This is a genomic window from Streptococcus sp. V913 (assembly GCF_054353455.1).
In genome coordinates this window covers 21,582-35,969 of sequence record NZ_JBTHHX010000003.1, presented here as the reverse complement: position 1 = coordinate 35,969, position 14,388 = coordinate 21,582, and the positions used below count along the sequence as shown (strand labels likewise).

General features: G+C 41.7%; 14 protein-coding genes and 1 riboswitch. Of the genes, 4 read left to right on the top strand and 10 right to left on the bottom strand.

Going from position 1 to position 14,388, the window contains the following annotated elements:
- Positions 1-2,535: a DNA mismatch repair protein MutS gene (gene mutS, locus ACXYSL_RS06300; RefSeq protein WP_268720053.1), complete on the top strand. Its 2,535-nt coding sequence runs from the start codon at positions 1-3 to the stop codon at positions 2,533-2,535.
- Positions 2,536-2,577: 42 nt separating this feature from the next.
- On the opposite strand, the gene ACXYSL_RS06295 is transcribed toward mutS, so the two are convergent.
- Together ACXYSL_RS06295 and ACXYSL_RS06290 are read right to left on the bottom strand one after the other, a co-directional pair.
- Positions 2,578-3,036 (bottom strand): DUF3021 domain-containing protein, encoded by a 459-nt coding sequence (locus tag ACXYSL_RS06295; protein ID WP_000743973.1) that lies wholly within the window; start codon positions 3,034-3,036, stop codon positions 2,578-2,580.
- On the bottom strand, positions 3,033-3,473 hold the full coding sequence (locus ACXYSL_RS06290) for a LytTR family DNA-binding domain-containing protein (RefSeq protein WP_000861940.1): 441 nt from the start codon (positions 3,471-3,473) through the stop codon (positions 3,033-3,035). The genes ACXYSL_RS06295 and ACXYSL_RS06290 overlap by 4 nt, the downstream gene beginning before the upstream one ends.
- 208 nt (positions 3,474-3,681) lie before the next feature.
- Between ACXYSL_RS06290 and mutL the strand changes: the two genes are divergently transcribed.
- A complete protein-coding gene (gene mutL, locus ACXYSL_RS06285) occupies positions 3,682-5,631 on the top strand; it encodes a DNA mismatch repair endonuclease MutL (RefSeq protein WP_458624267.1) in 1,950 nt (649 codons plus the stop codon).
- Between the two features lie 429 nt (positions 5,632-6,060).
- Here mutL and ribH read toward each other — a convergent pair whose 3' ends face one another.
- The 4 genes from ribH to ribD are packed head-to-tail and all read right to left on the bottom strand — an operon-like array spanning position 6,061 to position 9,474.
- Entirely contained in the window at positions 6,061-6,528 is a 468-nt protein-coding gene (gene ribH, locus ACXYSL_RS06280; protein ID WP_000860624.1) for a 6,7-dimethyl-8-ribityllumazine synthase, read from the bottom strand.
- The gene (locus tag ACXYSL_RS06275; RefSeq protein ID WP_061588628.1) at positions 6,529-7,734 is read right to left on the bottom strand and encodes a bifunctional 3,4-dihydroxy-2-butanone-4-phosphate synthase/GTP cyclohydrolase II; all 1,206 of its coding nucleotides are present in this window, start codon (positions 7,732-7,734) and stop codon (positions 6,529-6,531) included.
- A 19-nt stretch (positions 7,735-7,753) separates the two neighbouring features.
- Positions 7,754-8,389, bottom strand: coding sequence for a riboflavin synthase (ribE, locus tag ACXYSL_RS06270; RefSeq protein ID WP_061588592.1), 636 nt, complete (start codon positions 8,387-8,389; stop codon positions 7,754-7,756).
- Positions 8,374-9,474, bottom strand: coding sequence for a bifunctional diaminohydroxyphosphoribosylaminopyrimidine deaminase/5-amino-6-(5-phosphoribosylamino)uracil reductase RibD (ribD, locus tag ACXYSL_RS06265; RefSeq protein WP_045617813.1), 1,101 nt, complete (start codon positions 9,472-9,474; stop codon positions 8,374-8,376). The genes ribE and ribD overlap by 16 nt, the downstream gene beginning before the upstream one ends.
- A 133-nt stretch (positions 9,475-9,607) precedes the next feature.
- Positions 9,608-9,722: riboswitch (FMN riboswitch) on the bottom strand.
- Between the two features lie 156 nt (positions 9,723-9,878).
- Between ribD and ruvA the strand changes: the two genes are divergently transcribed.
- Both ruvA and ACXYSL_RS06255 read left to right on the top strand, forming a co-directional pair.
- Positions 9,879-10,472: a Holliday junction branch migration protein RuvA gene (gene ruvA, locus ACXYSL_RS06260; protein WP_061588593.1), complete on the top strand. Its 594-nt coding sequence runs from the start codon at positions 9,879-9,881 to the stop codon at positions 10,470-10,472.
- Positions 10,473-10,481: 9 nt separating this feature from the next.
- On the top strand, positions 10,482-11,051 hold the full coding sequence (locus ACXYSL_RS06255; protein WP_061588594.1) for a DNA-3-methyladenine glycosylase I: 570 nt from the start codon (positions 10,482-10,484) through the stop codon (positions 11,049-11,051).
- 37 nt (positions 11,052-11,088) lie between these two features.
- Here the strand turns inward: ACXYSL_RS06255 and ACXYSL_RS06250 are convergent, their stop codons facing one another.
- From ACXYSL_RS06250 to ACXYSL_RS06235, 4 genes are all read right to left on the bottom strand, one after another.
- Positions 11,089-12,126 carry a S66 family peptidase gene (locus tag ACXYSL_RS06250; RefSeq protein WP_458624266.1) on the bottom strand — a complete coding sequence of 346 codons (1,038 nt, stop codon included), beginning with the start codon at positions 12,124-12,126 and terminating at the stop codon, positions 11,089-11,091.
- A gap of 168 nt (positions 12,127-12,294) precedes the next feature.
- Positions 12,295-12,642, bottom strand: a complete 348-nt coding sequence (locus ACXYSL_RS06245; RefSeq protein ID WP_000331822.1) for a TfoX/Sxy family protein — start codon at positions 12,640-12,642, stop codon at positions 12,295-12,297.
- Between the two features lie 15 nt (positions 12,643-12,657).
- Complete coding sequence (locus ACXYSL_RS06240; RefSeq protein WP_045617808.1) at positions 12,658-13,335, bottom strand: DUF1129 domain-containing protein; 678 nt, start codon at positions 13,333-13,335, stop codon at positions 12,658-12,660.
- An 11-nt stretch (positions 13,336-13,346) separates the two neighbouring features.
- Entirely contained in the window at positions 13,347-14,291 is a 945-nt protein-coding gene (locus ACXYSL_RS06235; RefSeq protein WP_000815618.1) for a magnesium transporter CorA family protein, read from the bottom strand.
- Positions 14,292-14,388: the final 97 nt, after the last annotated feature.

The following is a 14,388-nucleotide window of genomic DNA, read 5'->3' as shown; positions in this document are numbered from 1 at the left end:
ATGGCAACAGAAAAGCTATCACCCGGCATGCAACAGTATGTGGATATTAAAAAACAATACCCAGATGCTTTTTTGCTTTTTCGGATGGGTGATTTTTACGAGTTGTTCTATGAAGATGCAATTAATGCAGCGCAAATTTTAGAAATTTCCTTAACAAGTCGGAATAAAAATGCAGAAAATCCGATACCCATGGCGGGCGTCCCCTATCATTCTGCCCAACAGTATATCGATGTATTGATCGAGCAGGGCTATAAAGTTGCCATTGCAGAACAGATGGAAGATCCTAAACAAGCGGTTGGTGTTGTCAAGCGAGAGGTGGTCCAGGTCATCACACCTGGAACGGTCGTTGATAGCAGTAAGCCGGATAGTCAGAATAATTTTTTGGTTGCCTTAGATCGTGATGGCAATCAATTTGGCTTGGCTTATATGGATCTAGTGACAGGTGATTTTTATGTGACAGGTTTATTGGATTTTACTCTCGTTTGTGGGGAAATTCGCAACCTCAAGGCTCGAGAAGTGGTGCTGGGTTATGACTTGTCTGAGGAAGAAGAACAAATCCTCAGCCATCAGATGAATCTGGTACTTTCTTATGAAAAAGAAGGCTTTGAGGACCTTCATTTACTAGATCCACGACTGGCAGATGTGGAGCAAGCAGCAGCTAGTAAGCTGCTCCAGTATGTTCACCGGACCCAGATGCGGGAATTGAACCACCTCAAACCAGTTATCCGCTATGAAATCAAAGATTTCTTACAGATGGATTATGCGACCAAGGCTAGTCTGGATTTGGTTGAGAATGCCCGTTCAGGTAAGAAGCAAGGCAGTCTTTTCTGGCTTTTGGATGAAACCAAAACGGCTATGGGTATGCGGCTCTTGCGTTCTTGGATTCATCGTCCTTTGATTGATAAGGAGCGAATCGTCCAACGTCAAGAGGTGGTGCAGGTCTTTCTTGACCACTTCTTTGAGCGCAGTGATTTAACGGACAGTCTCAAGGGTGTTTATGACATCGAACGTTTGGCTAGTCGGGTTTCTTTTGGCAAGACCAATCCCAAGGATCTCTTGCAGTTGGCGACCACCTTATCCAGTGTACCACGGATTCGTGCGATTTTAGAAGGCATGGAGCAGCCTGCTCTGGGCTATCTTATCGCACAGTTGGATGCCATTCCTGAGTTGGAGAGCTTGATTAGCGCAGCGATTGCTCCTGAAGCTCCTCACGTGATTACGGAAGGGGGCATTATCCGTACGGGATTTGATGAGACCTTAGACAAGTACCGTCGTGTGCTCAGAGAAGGGACTAGCTGGATTGCTGAGATTGAGGCTAAGGAGAGAGAAAACTCTGGCATCAGCACGCTTAAGATCGACTACAATAAAAAGGACGGTTACTATTTCCATGTGACCAATTCGCAACTGGGAAATGTGCCAGCCCACTTTTTCCGCAAGGCAACGTTGAAAAACTCAGAACGCTTTGGTACCGAAGAATTGGCCCGTATCGAGGGAGATATGCTGGAGGCGCGTGAGAAGTCAGCCAACCTAGAATATGAAATCTTTATGCGCATCCGTGAGGAAGTCAGCAAGTACATCCAGCGTTTGCAGGCTTTAGCACAAGGAATTGCGACCGTTGATGTCTTGCAAAGTCTGGCGGTTGTGGCTGAAACCCAGCATTTGATCCGACCGGAGTTTGGAGACGATTCACAAATTGATATCCAGAAAGGGCGCCATGCTGTTGTCGAAAAGGTCATGGGAGCTCAGACCTATATTCCAAATAGTATCCAGATGGCAGAGGATACGAGTATTCAGCTAATTACAGGACCCAACATGAGTGGGAAGTCAACCTACATGCGCCAGTTAGCCATGACTGCGGTTATGGCCCAGCTGGGCTCGTATGTGCCGGCGGAGAGCGCCTATTTGCCTATTTTCGATGCTATCTTTACCCGTATCGGAGCAGCAGATGACTTGGTTTCAGGTCAATCAACCTTTATGGTGGAGATGATGGAGGCCAACAATGCCATTTCGCATGCGACCAAGGACTCCTTGATTCTCTTTGATGAATTGGGACGCGGAACTGCAACGTATGACGGAATGGCTCTGGCCCAATCCATCATCGAATACATCCATGAACATATCGGAGCCAAAACCCTCTTTGCGACCCACTACCATGAGTTGACCAGTCTGGAGTCTAGCTTGGAACACTTGGTCAATGTCCACGTGGCAACCTTAGAACAGGATGGACAGGTCACCTTCCTTCACAAGATCGAACCAGGACCAGCTGACAAATCCTATGGTATCCATGTTGCTAAGATTGCTGGCTTACCAGCAGAACTTTTAGCAAGGGCGGATAAAATATTGGCTCAACTGGAGAATCAAGGGACGGAAAGTCCTGCGCCGATGAGACAAACAAGTGCTGTTACAGAGCAGATGTCACTCTTTGATGCGCCTGAAGAACATCCTATCCTAGCAGAATTAGCTAAACTGGATGTTTACAATATGACACCTATGCAGGCTATGAATGTCTTAGTTGAGCTTAAACAAAAATTATAAAAAGGACCCCACTCATGTGTTTGTGAGTGGGATTTTTCTCTATTACTTTTTATGAGCCAAGAGTTGATTGATGTGGTCTACTTTTTTAGCTTCTCTTTTATAGAGAATAACCCAGATGATAAGGTAGACGATCGCAAACTCTGGAATGAGCTGGAGATAGAAGGTCCAGTGGAAGGGGAACCAACCAGCCAGAGTCGCTAGTGGGACAAAGCCAGCCAGCATGAGGAAGAAATGGGAAAGTGTTGCACGGAGCAAGCTCCAGTCACGGCTGAATAAACGACCACCAAAGCTAAAGAGAACGCCGATAGCTGACCAGATGATCATGCAGTAGAGCAAGACTAGAGCACCGTGAACCTGATGTTGCACCATCACTTGGCCGATCAGAGACTCGGGGCTCAGTGGGGCATAGGTATTTGGTGCATAAATGAGTGAAAAGAGGATAGAGAGGATGAGGCCGATGAGTACACCAGCGGCTGCATCGTGAAAGATTTGTTTTTTCATAGTTCTAATTTCTCCTTGATGGTTTTTAGGTAACGGCGTGAAGAGTAGGTGAAGCTTTCGTTTTTGAGAAAGATTTCGATCAGGCCGTTGGGGGTTAGTTTGAGATGAGAGATAGAGTCGATATTGACGATTTCAGATTGGGAAATTTGGATAAAAGTTGTCGGTAAGATTTCAAGAACTTGATAGAGTCGTAAATCAATGCTGTAGGTCTGAGATGCAGTTTCTGCTAGAACCTTTCGATTCTCGATATAGAAGCGTTGTATCTTACAAATCTTAACTAGATAGACCTGATCTTCAAACTTTCCTTTGATTGTTTCTTTTTGGTCAAGATTTTCAGCAAATTCGATGATTTTTTGGACGTTTTTAGTTTCTTGAGGAGCTTGGACAATCAGCTTTTCCTCCTCGTAAGTCTCCTTAATCTGTAGTTCTACTTTCATAAATTTCCCTCCTTTTCAGTTATACAAGGTTGTGATCACTTCCTGTACACCTTTATTAAACACTATTTTACGACCCATGGCAAGAGCTTTTGTCTATGTGGAGAGATTTGGAGTCTATGTGGTATTTGCTTTTTCTGGTAACATCTGAAATATGGTATAATAGCACTAATCAATTTCTAGGAAAATAGATACAGAAAGGGGCTGAAAGATGTCTCATATTATTGAATTGCCAGAGGTGCTGGCAAACCAGATCGCAGCTGGAGAGGTCATTGAACGTCCTGCCAGTGTAGTCAAAGAGTTGGTAGAAAATGCCATTGACGCGGGTTCTAGCCAGATTATCATTGAGATTGAGGAAGCTGGTCTTAAGAAGATTCAAATCACAGATAATGGTCATGGAATTGCCCACGATGAGGTGGAATTGGCCTTGCGTCGCCATGCGACCAGTAAGATAAAAAATCAAGCAGACCTCTTTCGGATTCGGACGCTTGGTTTTCGTGGTGAAGCCCTGCCCTCTATCGCTTCTGTCAGTGTCTTGACTCTGTTGACGGCGGTGGATGGTGCGAGTCATGGGACCAAGCTCGTTGCGCGTGGGGGTGAAGTTGAGGAAGTCATCCCAGCGACTAGTCCTGTGGGAACCAAAGTTTGTGTGGAGGACCTCTTTTTCAACACACCTGCACGTCTCAAGTATATGAAGAGCCAGCAGGCGGAGTTGTCTCATATCATTGATATTGTCAACCGTCTGGGCTTGGCTCATCCCGAGATTTCCTTTAGTTTGATCAGTGATGGTAAGGAAATGACACGAACAGCAGGGACTGGTCAACTGCGCCAAGCTATTGCTGGGATCTATGGTTTGGCTAGTGCCAAGAAGATGATAGCCATTGAGAACTCGGATCTAGACTTTGAAATTACAGGTTTTGTGTCTTTGCCTGAGTTAACCCGAGCCAACCGCAACTATATCAGCCTCTTTATCAATGGCCGTTATATCAAGAACTTCTTGCTCAATCGCGCTATCCTTGACGGTTACGGAAGCAAACTCATGGTAGGGCGCTTTCCACTGGCTGTCATTCACATCCATATCGATCCTTATCTGGCTGATGTCAATGTGCATCCAACCAAACAAGAAGTGCGAATTTCTAAGGAAAAAGAACTGATGGCGCTGCTTTCAGAGGCTATTTCTAACAGTCTCAAGGAACAAGCCTTGATACCTGATGCTTTAGAAAATCTTGCCAAGTCTACCGTGCGCAATCGTCAAAAGGTGGAGCAGACTATTCTCCCACTCAAAGAAAATACGCTCTACTATGAAAAAACAGAACTCTCAAAACCCAGTCAAGCTGAGGTGGCTGATCATCAGGTTGAATTAACTGAGGAAGGGCAGGATTTAACCCTGTTTGCCAAGGAAACCTTGGACCAGATGACCAAGCCAGCTAAACTGCATTATGCAGAGAGAAAGCCTGTCAGCTATGACCAACTAGATCACCCAGAGTTAGATCTTGCTAGCCTCGATAAGGCTTATGACAAGCTGGAGCGAGAAGAAGCATCCAGCTTCCCAGAACTAGAATTTTTCGGGCAAATGCACGGGACCTATCTTTTTGCCCAAGGGCGAGATGGCCTCTACATCATAGACCAACATGCAGCCCAGGAACGGGTCAAGTATGAGGAATACCGTGAAAGCATAGGTAATGTTGACCAGAGCCAGCAACAACTCCTGGTGCCCTACATCTTTGAATTCCCAGCAGATGATGCCCTTCGTCTCAGGGAAAGAATGCCTCTCTTAGAGGAAGTGGGTGTCTTTCTAGCAGAGTACGGAGAAAATCAATTTATCCTACGTGAACATCCTATTTGGATGGCAGAGGAAGAAATCGAGTCTGGTATCTATGAAATGTGTGACATGCTGCTCTTGACCAAGGAAGTTTCGATCAAGAAATACCGAGCAGAGCTAGCCATCATGATGTCCTGCAAGCGGTCTATCAAGGCTAACCATCGTATCGATGACCATTCAGCCAGACAACTCCTTTATCAGCTCTCTCAATGCGACAACCCCTATAACTGCCCCCACGGACGTCCTGTTTTGGTGCATTTCACCAAGTCAGATATGGAAAAAATGTTTCGACGCATTCAGGAAAATCACACCAGCCTCCGTGAGTTGGGGAAATATTAATACTCTTCGAAAATCTCTTCAAACCACGTCAACGTCGCCTTGCCGTACTCAAGTACAGCTTGCGGCTAGTTTCCTAGTTTGCTCTTTGATTTTCATTGAGTATAAAAGTACAAAAAAGACTGGGAAAAATTTTCAAAATCAGAAAAACGCATAAAATCAGATCTTCAAAAACCTTGATTCTATGCGTTTTATCATAGAAATATTTACTTTTTTTCTTCCGAATACTCGTCAAAGATCTCTTTAAACCACATCAGTTTTATCAGTAATCTCAAAATAGTGTTTTGAGCTAATTTTGCCAGTTTTGTCTGCAACATCGAAGCTGTGTTTTACCAATCTGCGACTGGCTTCCTAGTTTGCTCTATGATTTTTATAGGGTATTAAATTGCGATTTTGCCAAGTTTCTTTATTCACTTAAAAGTAGAGTCTGTTCTAAGCGTCTAACGTACGAATTAGGTTGACCATTTCAATAGCTCCTTGTGCACACTCAGAACCCTTATTTCCTGCTTTAGTACCAGCTCGCTCTATGGCTTGTTCAATTGTATCTGTCGTTAGCACACCAAACATAACTGGGATTTCGCTATTTAAACTGATTTGGGCGATTCCCTTAGATACCTCGCTACATACATAATCATAATGACTTGTACTACCTCTAATGACAGCTCCCAAGCAGATAATTGCATCATATTTGTTACTTTTTGCCATTTTTGATGCAATCAGTGGTATTTCAAAAGCTCCTGGAACCCAGGCTACCTCGATATCTTTCTCGTTTACATTCTCTCTTTTGAGATTATCTAGTGCTCCAGATAATAATTTTGAAGTTATAAATTCATTAAATCTCGCTACAACAATGCCTATTTTAATATTGTTCGCTACTAAATTACCTTCATAAGTCTTCATTTATTTTTCCTCCATATTTAAAATGTGCCCCATTCGATTTTTCTTTGTCTTTAAATAAAAACTGTCGTAAGGATTAGCTTCTATTTCGATTGGTATTCTACTGGAAATGGTAATTCCATATTTTTCTAACTGTTCAACCTTGTCAGGATTATTTGTCAGTAAATGCAGTGACTGTAGTCCCAGGTCTTTAAGCATTTGTGCTCCAATGTGATATTCTCTTAAATCACCTTCAAATCCTAACGCAAGATTGGCATCAAGCGTATCCATTCCTTGATCTTGTAAATGATAGGCTTTTAATTTATTGATAAGTCCAATTCCTCGTCCCTCCTGTCGCAAGTAAAGTAAGACACCCGAACCATTCTCAGCAATCATTTTCATAGCTTTATCAAATTGCTGTCCACAATCGCACCGTAAAGAGCCTAAAACATCTCCTGTTAAACATTCAGAGTGGACCCGACATAATACATTGGTTCCATCCTCTATATTTCCCATAATAAGAGCAAGGTGATGTTCCCCATTTAGTTTATCTATATAGCTAATTGCTTTAAAATTACCGTATCTAGTAGGCATATTGACAGTTGAAACTCGTTCTACCAGCTGATCATATACTTTTCTATATTCTTGTAATTCTTTGATGGTAATTAATGGAATGTTGTGTTTCTTAGAGAACTGAATTAAATCATCTGTTCTCATCATTTTGCCATCATGATTCATTATTTCACAACATAGGCCACACTCTTTTAGTCCTGCTAATTTTAATAGATCAACAGTTGCTTCTGTGTGTCCATTTCTTTCTAGAACACCACCGTTTTTCGCAATTAAAGGAAACATGTGTCCTGGCCTGCGAAAATCAGAGGGTCTTATATCTTCGGAGACACACATACGTGCGGTCAATCCTCTTTCCTCGGCAGAAATACCTGTGGTCGTTTCCTTATAATCAATTGAAACTGTAAAAGCAGTCTTATGATTATCTGTATTGTTTTCAACCATAGGTGAAAGCATTAATTGATTAGCTAAACTTTCGCTCATAGGCATACAAATTAATCCTTTGGCATAAGTAGCCATGAAATTAACATTTTCTGTTGTAGCTGCTTGTGCGGAACAAATTAAGTCTCCTTCGTTTTCTCTATCCTTGTCGTCTATAACAAGAACAAGTCGTCCCTTCTGCAATGCTTCTAATGATTCTTGTATTTTTCGATATTCCATTGACTGATCATCCTTTCTGCTAAAATCCATTTTGGTATAATAGTTCCTTAGATATCTCTGACTTCGGAGAGTTATCCATTAGTTTTTGCACATATTTACCTAATATATCATTTTCAAGATTTACTGTACATCCGACTTGTTTACTCTTAAGAATAGTTTGTTCCAAAGTATGAGGGATAACAGATACTGAAAAGTTTAGTTTGGAGACTTTAGCGACAGTCAGACTAATGCCGTCAATTGTAATAGATCCTTTTTCAACTATTAAATCTAAAATTTCTTTTTGTGTGTTGATTTGATACCATACAGCATTATCATCTTTTTTTATTGACGAGATTTTTCCTGTACCATCAATGTGTCCTGTAACGACGTGACCTCCAAGTCGACTGTTGACAGATAAGGCTCTTTCTAGATTTACCTCACTTCCATGTTTTAATAGTGTAAGAGCTGTTCGGCTCCATGTTTCATTCATTACATCAACTGTAAAGGATTGATGATTGAAATGAGTAACTGTAAGACAGATACCATTTACTGCTATACTATCGCCTAAATGGATATCCGTTAATACTTTTGAGGCTTTAATTGATAGTTTGCAATTACGAGAGTCTTTCTGTATTCTTTCAACTTTTCCGATTTCTTCAATTATTCCTGTGAACATGGATAAATCACTTCACTTTCTATGAGATAGTCATCTCCTATTTGAGAAAAAGCATAAGGTTTCAAGCTAATAGCGTCATTTGGCAAAGAAATACCTTCACCTCCGACAGGAAACTTGGCATTGCCTCCAAAAATTTTTGGTGCAATATATATTTTCAGCTCATCAACAATTTGTTGTTCTAAAGCACTCCAATTCATTAGACTGCCCCCTTCCAGAAGTAGGCTATCAATCTGCATGTTTCCTAGATGTTGCATTAAACTTGATAAGTCTATATGATTGCCTTTTTTCTTTATGGAAAGTATTTCACAGCCATGATTTTGATATAGCTTCATTTTATTTTTGTCTTCAGAGGAAGTGGCAATGTAAGTTTTAATATCATTTGCTGTTTTTACTATTTTAGAGGTAAGAGGAGTTCGTAAATGTGTATCGCATATGATACGGATAGGATTTTTCCCTTCCTCCAATCTACATGTCAGCAAAGGATCGTCTTGAATAACAGTATTGACTCCCACCATAATCGCACTAACATGGTGTCGTAACTGATGTACATGCTTTCTTGCCTCTTCTCCAGTAATCCATTTGGATTGATTTGTTTTAGTGGCTATTTTTCCATCCATTGTCATTGCATATTTCATAAAAACATAGGGTACATGCTGGGTAATATACTTTCTAAAACTTTTTATTAAGTTAAGACACTCATTTTCTAAAACTCCAACAGTAACTTGAAGATTATTTTCCTCAAGTATCTTTACTCCTTTTCCAGATACAATAGGGTTACAGTCTAGGCTTCCAATGACTACTCTTGTAATACCACTATCGATTATAGCGTCTATACAAGGAGGTGTTTTCCCGAAGTGACAACAGGGTTCAAGTGTTACATAAAGCGTCGCTCCGACAGGGGATTCTCTACAGTTTTTTAGAGCATTTCTCTCAGCATGTGGGCCACCAAAAAACTCATGATAACCTTGTCCGATAATGTGATTATCTTTTACAATAACTGCGCCAACCATAGGATTGGGATTGACGTAACCAGCTCCTTTTTGTGCCAATTTTATTGCTAATTTCATATATTTTGAGTCGCTCATCTCACTACCTCCAAAAAAAAATACCTTGAATAGGGGACTATTCAAGGCATACAAAAGAAAACTTATGCGATTAACAAAAATGCTCTGAAATGACAAGTAATCATTTCAGAGCACGCAAAAAGCACAAATATACTTTTATCTTCTTTCATCCAGACTATACTGTCGGCTTTGGAATTTCACCAAATCATGCCTTTCGGCTCGTGGGCTATACCACCGGTAGGGAATTGCACCCTGCCCTGAAGATAGTTATTCAATTACAAATGATTATAGTACTTAATTTTCAATATGTCAATAGATAAGCATAAATTATTTTTGATATACTGTATTTGTGATAGTCGATTCTCACTCCTCGGATAAAGAAAATATGATATACTAGATAAACGAAATAAGAGAAAAGGAAAACTATGTACGAATATTTAAAAGGAATCATTACCAAAATTACTGCTAAATACATTGTTCTTGAAACCAACGGTATCGGTTATATCCTGCATGTAGCCAATCCCTATGCTTACTCGGGACAGGTCAATCAAGAAGCTCAAATTTATGTGCATCAGGTTGTGCGTGAGGACGCCCATCTACTTTATGGATTTCGCTCAGAAGATGAGAAAAAACTCTTTCTCAGTCTGATTTCGGTATCTGGGATTGGGCCTGTGTCAGCTCTTGCTATTATCGCTGCTGATGACAATGCTGGCTTGGTTCAAGCCATCGAAAGCAAGAACATCACCTACTTGACCAAGTTTCCTAAAATTGGCAAGAAAACAGCCCAGCAGATGGTGCTGGACTTGGAAGGCAAGGTAGTTGTGGCTAGTGATGACCTTCCTGCTAAGGTGGCAGTGCAAGCAAGTGCTGAAAACCAAGAACTGGAAGAAGCTATGGAAGCTATGTTGGCGCTGGGCTACAAGGCAACCGAGCTCAAGAAAATCAAGAAATTCTTTGAAGGAACGACAGATACAGCTGAGAACTATATCAAGTCGGCCCTTAAAATGTTGGTCAAATAGGAGCAGATCATGACAAAACGTTGTTCGTGGGTCAAGATGACCAATCCGCTCTACATCGCCTATCATGATGAAGAGTGGGGACAGCCCCTTCATGATGACCACGCCCTTTTTGAGTTGCTTTGTTTGGAGACCTATCAGGCTGGTCTGTCTTGGGAAACGGTGCTAAACAAGCGCCAAGCTTTCAGAGAAGCATTTTACAACTACCAAGTCCAAGGTGTTGCAGAGATGACGGATGCCGAGTTGGAGACCTTGTTAGACAATCCAACCATCATTCGAAATAGAGCCAAGATTTTTGCTACGCGTGCCAATGCTCAAGCATTTTTACAAGTCCAGAAAACCTATGGCTCTTTTGATGCCTATCTCTGGTCTTTTGTTGATGGACAAACCATCATCAATGATGTCCCTGACTATCGCCTAGCACCTGCTAAAACAGCCCTGTCTGAAAAGTTATCTCAAGATCTCAAAAAACGAGGCTTCAAGTTTACAGGTCCCGTCGCTGTTTTGTCTTTTCTACAGGCGGCAGGTCTGATAGATGATCATGAGAATGATTGTGAGTGGAAGAGCGGTGCAGGCGTTTAACTATCTGAGAATATAGAAAAAAACTGAGAAATTCATCTCAGCTTTTTTTATTATAGTCAAAGCGAATGACTTGCTTATTTGCATCCACATAAGCATAGATGCCAAAGGGCACAATGGCTCTTGGTGTGGCATGGCCTACGTTTAAATTATAGACAATCGGGATATTGCTGTCAATGATGTCCATTAGCGCCTCCTTATAGTCGTCATAGAAGGTTTCATCCATAGGTTTCCCGACCAAGAGTCCACTGATGACCTCAAATATCCCAGTTTCTTTCAAAGCCTGCAACATTTTTTTGAAGTTTTCCGGCTCAGGCTTTTCTTCGCTTGTTTCTAGCAAGAGGATCTTTCCTTCCCAGTCAGATAAGTCAGGGAAGAGTTTGTACTTTCGGCAGAGTTCTCTACTGTCTGCATATCGAGAATTGTCAAAGATATCATAGAGAGACTCAAGGCAACCACCGAGGATTCCTCCCTCAAACTGGGCATTTCCTTGCAACAAGTCAAAACCGGTATTTGCATGACTGACACGAGTTGTTCCCAGGGCCTTGGGACTAAAATCAGTCCGTTCCTCATACCAAACGTCGCTAGGGCGGATTTCTGAGATTCTTCCTGTCTTGATCAGTTCTTTAAAGTAGTGAAAGCTATAGGGCAACATCTCCTTGTCCAATTCACAAATGTCTGCTAGAAAGGATTGTCCATAAAAAGTCTTGATTCCTAGTTTATGCAACATAAGGTGGTTCATAGTGGTATCCGAGAAACCAAGAAAAATCTTTGGTTTGATAACCTTTTGAAGCTGGTCGTTTTCAAAAAGATAAGGTAGCAAGCGATAGGTATCATCCCCACCAATGGCGCATAGGATCATGTCGATGCTATCGTCCGAAAAGGCCTGCATCAAATCCTCTGCACGTGCCTCCGGATGGTCCTTGATAAAGTCTAACCCTTTTAGCGAATGGGGCAAAAAGACAGGATTGAGTCCCAAATCCTTGAGACGTTGGAGACCCAAATCGACTTCGTGTTTGACAAAATCCTCTCCGATAACACCACTAGACAAACTAACAATACCAATAGTAGAAATCATATCTCATCCTCCTAGAAATTGATTGTGCCTATTTTATCATAAAAGATGAGAGAAAACGATAGAGATTAGACTCAGAAGTGCTATAGAATCTCAAGAAAGCAAGTGAAAAAGCAACCACCTGAGCAGTTGCTTTTCGTTTTTCTAATCTATAATCTCGCTAGATATGAGTTACTTGGTCAATTCTTGATTATAGGAGAGGGCTAAATCAATCCAGTAAGGCAGTTCTTTTTGACCTTCGATATCTAGGTCTATATAGCCATGATAAGGTCTCCCTCTCATCAATGTAGTATGAGCTCCTGTTCGGGGTAGAACTTGCTTTTCTATTTCTTTGCCAATTCTCACCATAACCAGCTCGTCCTTTCTGGAACTGACTGTAAGGACCATTTTCCCACGAATCATAAAGGCTAGGCCACCAAACAGTTTCTTTTCTTCTAGCTCTTCTTCGAAAATTTGGGGAGGAAGTTTGAGTGCTAGAATTTTTCGAATCTGCTGAGCTAAGGATTGACTATATGCCATAGCTTTTCACTTTTCTTAATAACGTGATGGGCCCGCGCTTGCGCTTCGGATATTGAAACGTTTCTTGAGATAGAAGCGAAGGGCGAGAAGGGCTGCTCCCAGGATAGCCAAAGGCAGTGGAGCAAGGATTGGATTGAGGTTGGCTGGTAGGAAGCTTGTTGCGAAGAAGACAGCCAACCAGAGAAGCATAGCAGCGAGGATGACGAGGATTGATTTCCAGAAAGGAGGGCGCTGGCTACGATCTGTGTCTGGTCCATAATACTGGTAGACAAAGTAGTACATCAAGTAGAAGGCCACCCCTCCGACAAGTCCAACCAACAAGAGGGTAATCAAACCATAGCCAATAGCCTGGTCTGTAGAGAAAAAGTTGGTCAGAGCGCTAACCAGTGCAAAGAGACTGGTGATAAAAAGGGCTGAGTCCATAATCATGAGTTTTGGATCATCATTTTCTTTTGGATGCTCTTTTTCGTACTGTTCCTTAACTGTAAAGCTATGAGCCCAGTGAGTTGGAGCGCCGTAGAGGGAACGAGCTGTCGTTCCTTTGGTTTGCTCCTCAAGGATTTTAGGAATAACTTCCTCAAAAACAGCCTTGATTTCAGCATCTGTTTTGCCATCTTTGATAAATTGCTGGGTAGCAATATGGATAAACTCTTGGTTTTTTTTGGTTAGTTTTTGTAAATCAATCTGAGACATAGGAATTCCTCTTAGAACCATTTTTTATGGATGAGATAGAGAGTGAGTGAAACACTCATAGCAAAGGCGATAAAGACGATTAACCAGAAGGCGTGAGGCTCACCGTTCAAAGGGATTTCATTATCCTTGAAGTTCATCCCATAGGCTGAGAAGATCATGGTTGGGACAGACATGACGATGGTCACGAGAGCCAGAGTTTTCATGATGTTGTTCTGGTTGTTGGAAATGATAGAGGCAAAGGTCTCTGTCATAGAGTGAAGGACATTTCCATAGATATCTGCCATCTCGATGGCCTGTTGGGTTTCAATCAGGGTGTCTTCGAGCAGGTCTTCGTCTTCTAGGTATTTCTTGATATTGCTGGTTGCGCTGGTCAATTTCTTAATCACGCGCTCGTTCGTCTTCAGTGAGGCCTTGAAATAGACGATGGTCTTTTCCAATTCCATGAGCTCGATTAGCTCTTCGTTTCGAGTGGATTTGTGAAGTTGACTTTCGATTTGTTCACTCTTACGGTCAATCGAACGAAGGGCAGTCAGGTAAAGCTCAGCATTGCGATAAAGGAGTTGAAAGATAAAGCGTGACCGCATGAAAGTGTAGAAGTTACGCAGTTTGCGGTTGATGAAGACATCAAGAACAGGGAGGGATTCCAAACAGGTAGTGATAATGGTTTCCTCGGTGATGATAATTCCTAGCGGAATCGTAACGTAGTAGGTACGATTGTTTCTCTCCTCTGTGATGGGGACGTCCACGATGATCAAAGTATACTCGTCTTCGATGGTAATACGGGACATTTCTTCCGCATCGAGTGGTGCTCGAAGGTCGGCAATATCAATGTCAAAGGCATTAGCAATTTCCAATGATTCATTTTGTGTAGGATTGACGAGGTTGATCCAAGTACCCGGTTCAAGCGTGTCGATCTCTTTAAATTCAGTTGTTGTTGAGAGAAAAACTTGTTTCATATCCCCTATCCTTTCCTACTATTCAGTGATTCATTTTTTGCACCGTACTATTATACTATAAAAACAGCTTTTTGGGTAATAGAATTTCATATTTTTT

Coding starts and splice junctions, on each gene's coding strand:
- mutS (WP_268720053.1), top strand. CDS start 1: ATGGCAACAGAAAAGCTATCACCCGGCATGCAACAGTATGTGGATATT.
- ACXYSL_RS06295 (WP_000743973.1), bottom strand. CDS start 3,036: ATGAAAAAACAAATCTTTCACGATGCAGCCGCTGGTGTACTCATCGGC.
- ACXYSL_RS06290 (WP_000861940.1), bottom strand. CDS start 3,473: ATGAAAGTAGAACTACAGATTAAGGAGACTTACGAGGAGGAAAAGCTG.
- mutL (WP_458624267.1), top strand. CDS start 3,682: ATGTCTCATATTATTGAATTGCCAGAGGTGCTGGCAAACCAGATCGCA.
- ribH (WP_000860624.1), bottom strand. CDS start 6,528: ATGAAGACTTATGAAGGTAATTTAGTAGCGAACAATATTAAAATAGGC.
- ACXYSL_RS06275 (WP_061588628.1), bottom strand. CDS start 7,734: ATGGAATATCGAAAAATACAAGAATCATTAGAAGCATTGCAGAAGGGA.
- ribE (WP_061588592.1), bottom strand. CDS start 8,389: ATGTTCACAGGAATAATTGAAGAAATCGGAAAAGTTGAAAGAATACAG.
- ribD (WP_045617813.1), bottom strand. CDS start 9,474: ATGAGCGACTCAAAATATATGAAATTAGCAATAAAATTGGCACAAAAA.
- ruvA (WP_061588593.1), top strand. CDS start 9,879: ATGTACGAATATTTAAAAGGAATCATTACCAAAATTACTGCTAAATAC.
- ACXYSL_RS06255 (WP_061588594.1), top strand. CDS start 10,482: ATGACAAAACGTTGTTCGTGGGTCAAGATGACCAATCCGCTCTACATC.
- ACXYSL_RS06250 (WP_458624266.1), bottom strand. CDS start 12,126: ATGATTTCTACTATTGGTATTGTTAGTTTGTCTAGTGGTGTTATCGGA.
- ACXYSL_RS06245 (WP_000331822.1), bottom strand. CDS start 12,642: ATGGCATATAGTCAATCCTTAGCTCAGCAGATTCGAAAAATTCTAGCA.
- ACXYSL_RS06240 (WP_045617808.1), bottom strand. CDS start 13,335: ATGTCTCAGATTGATTTACAAAAACTAACCAAAAAAAACCAAGAGTTT.
- ACXYSL_RS06235 (WP_000815618.1), bottom strand. CDS start 14,291: ATGAAACAAGTTTTTCTCTCAACAACAACTGAATTTAAAGAGATCGAC.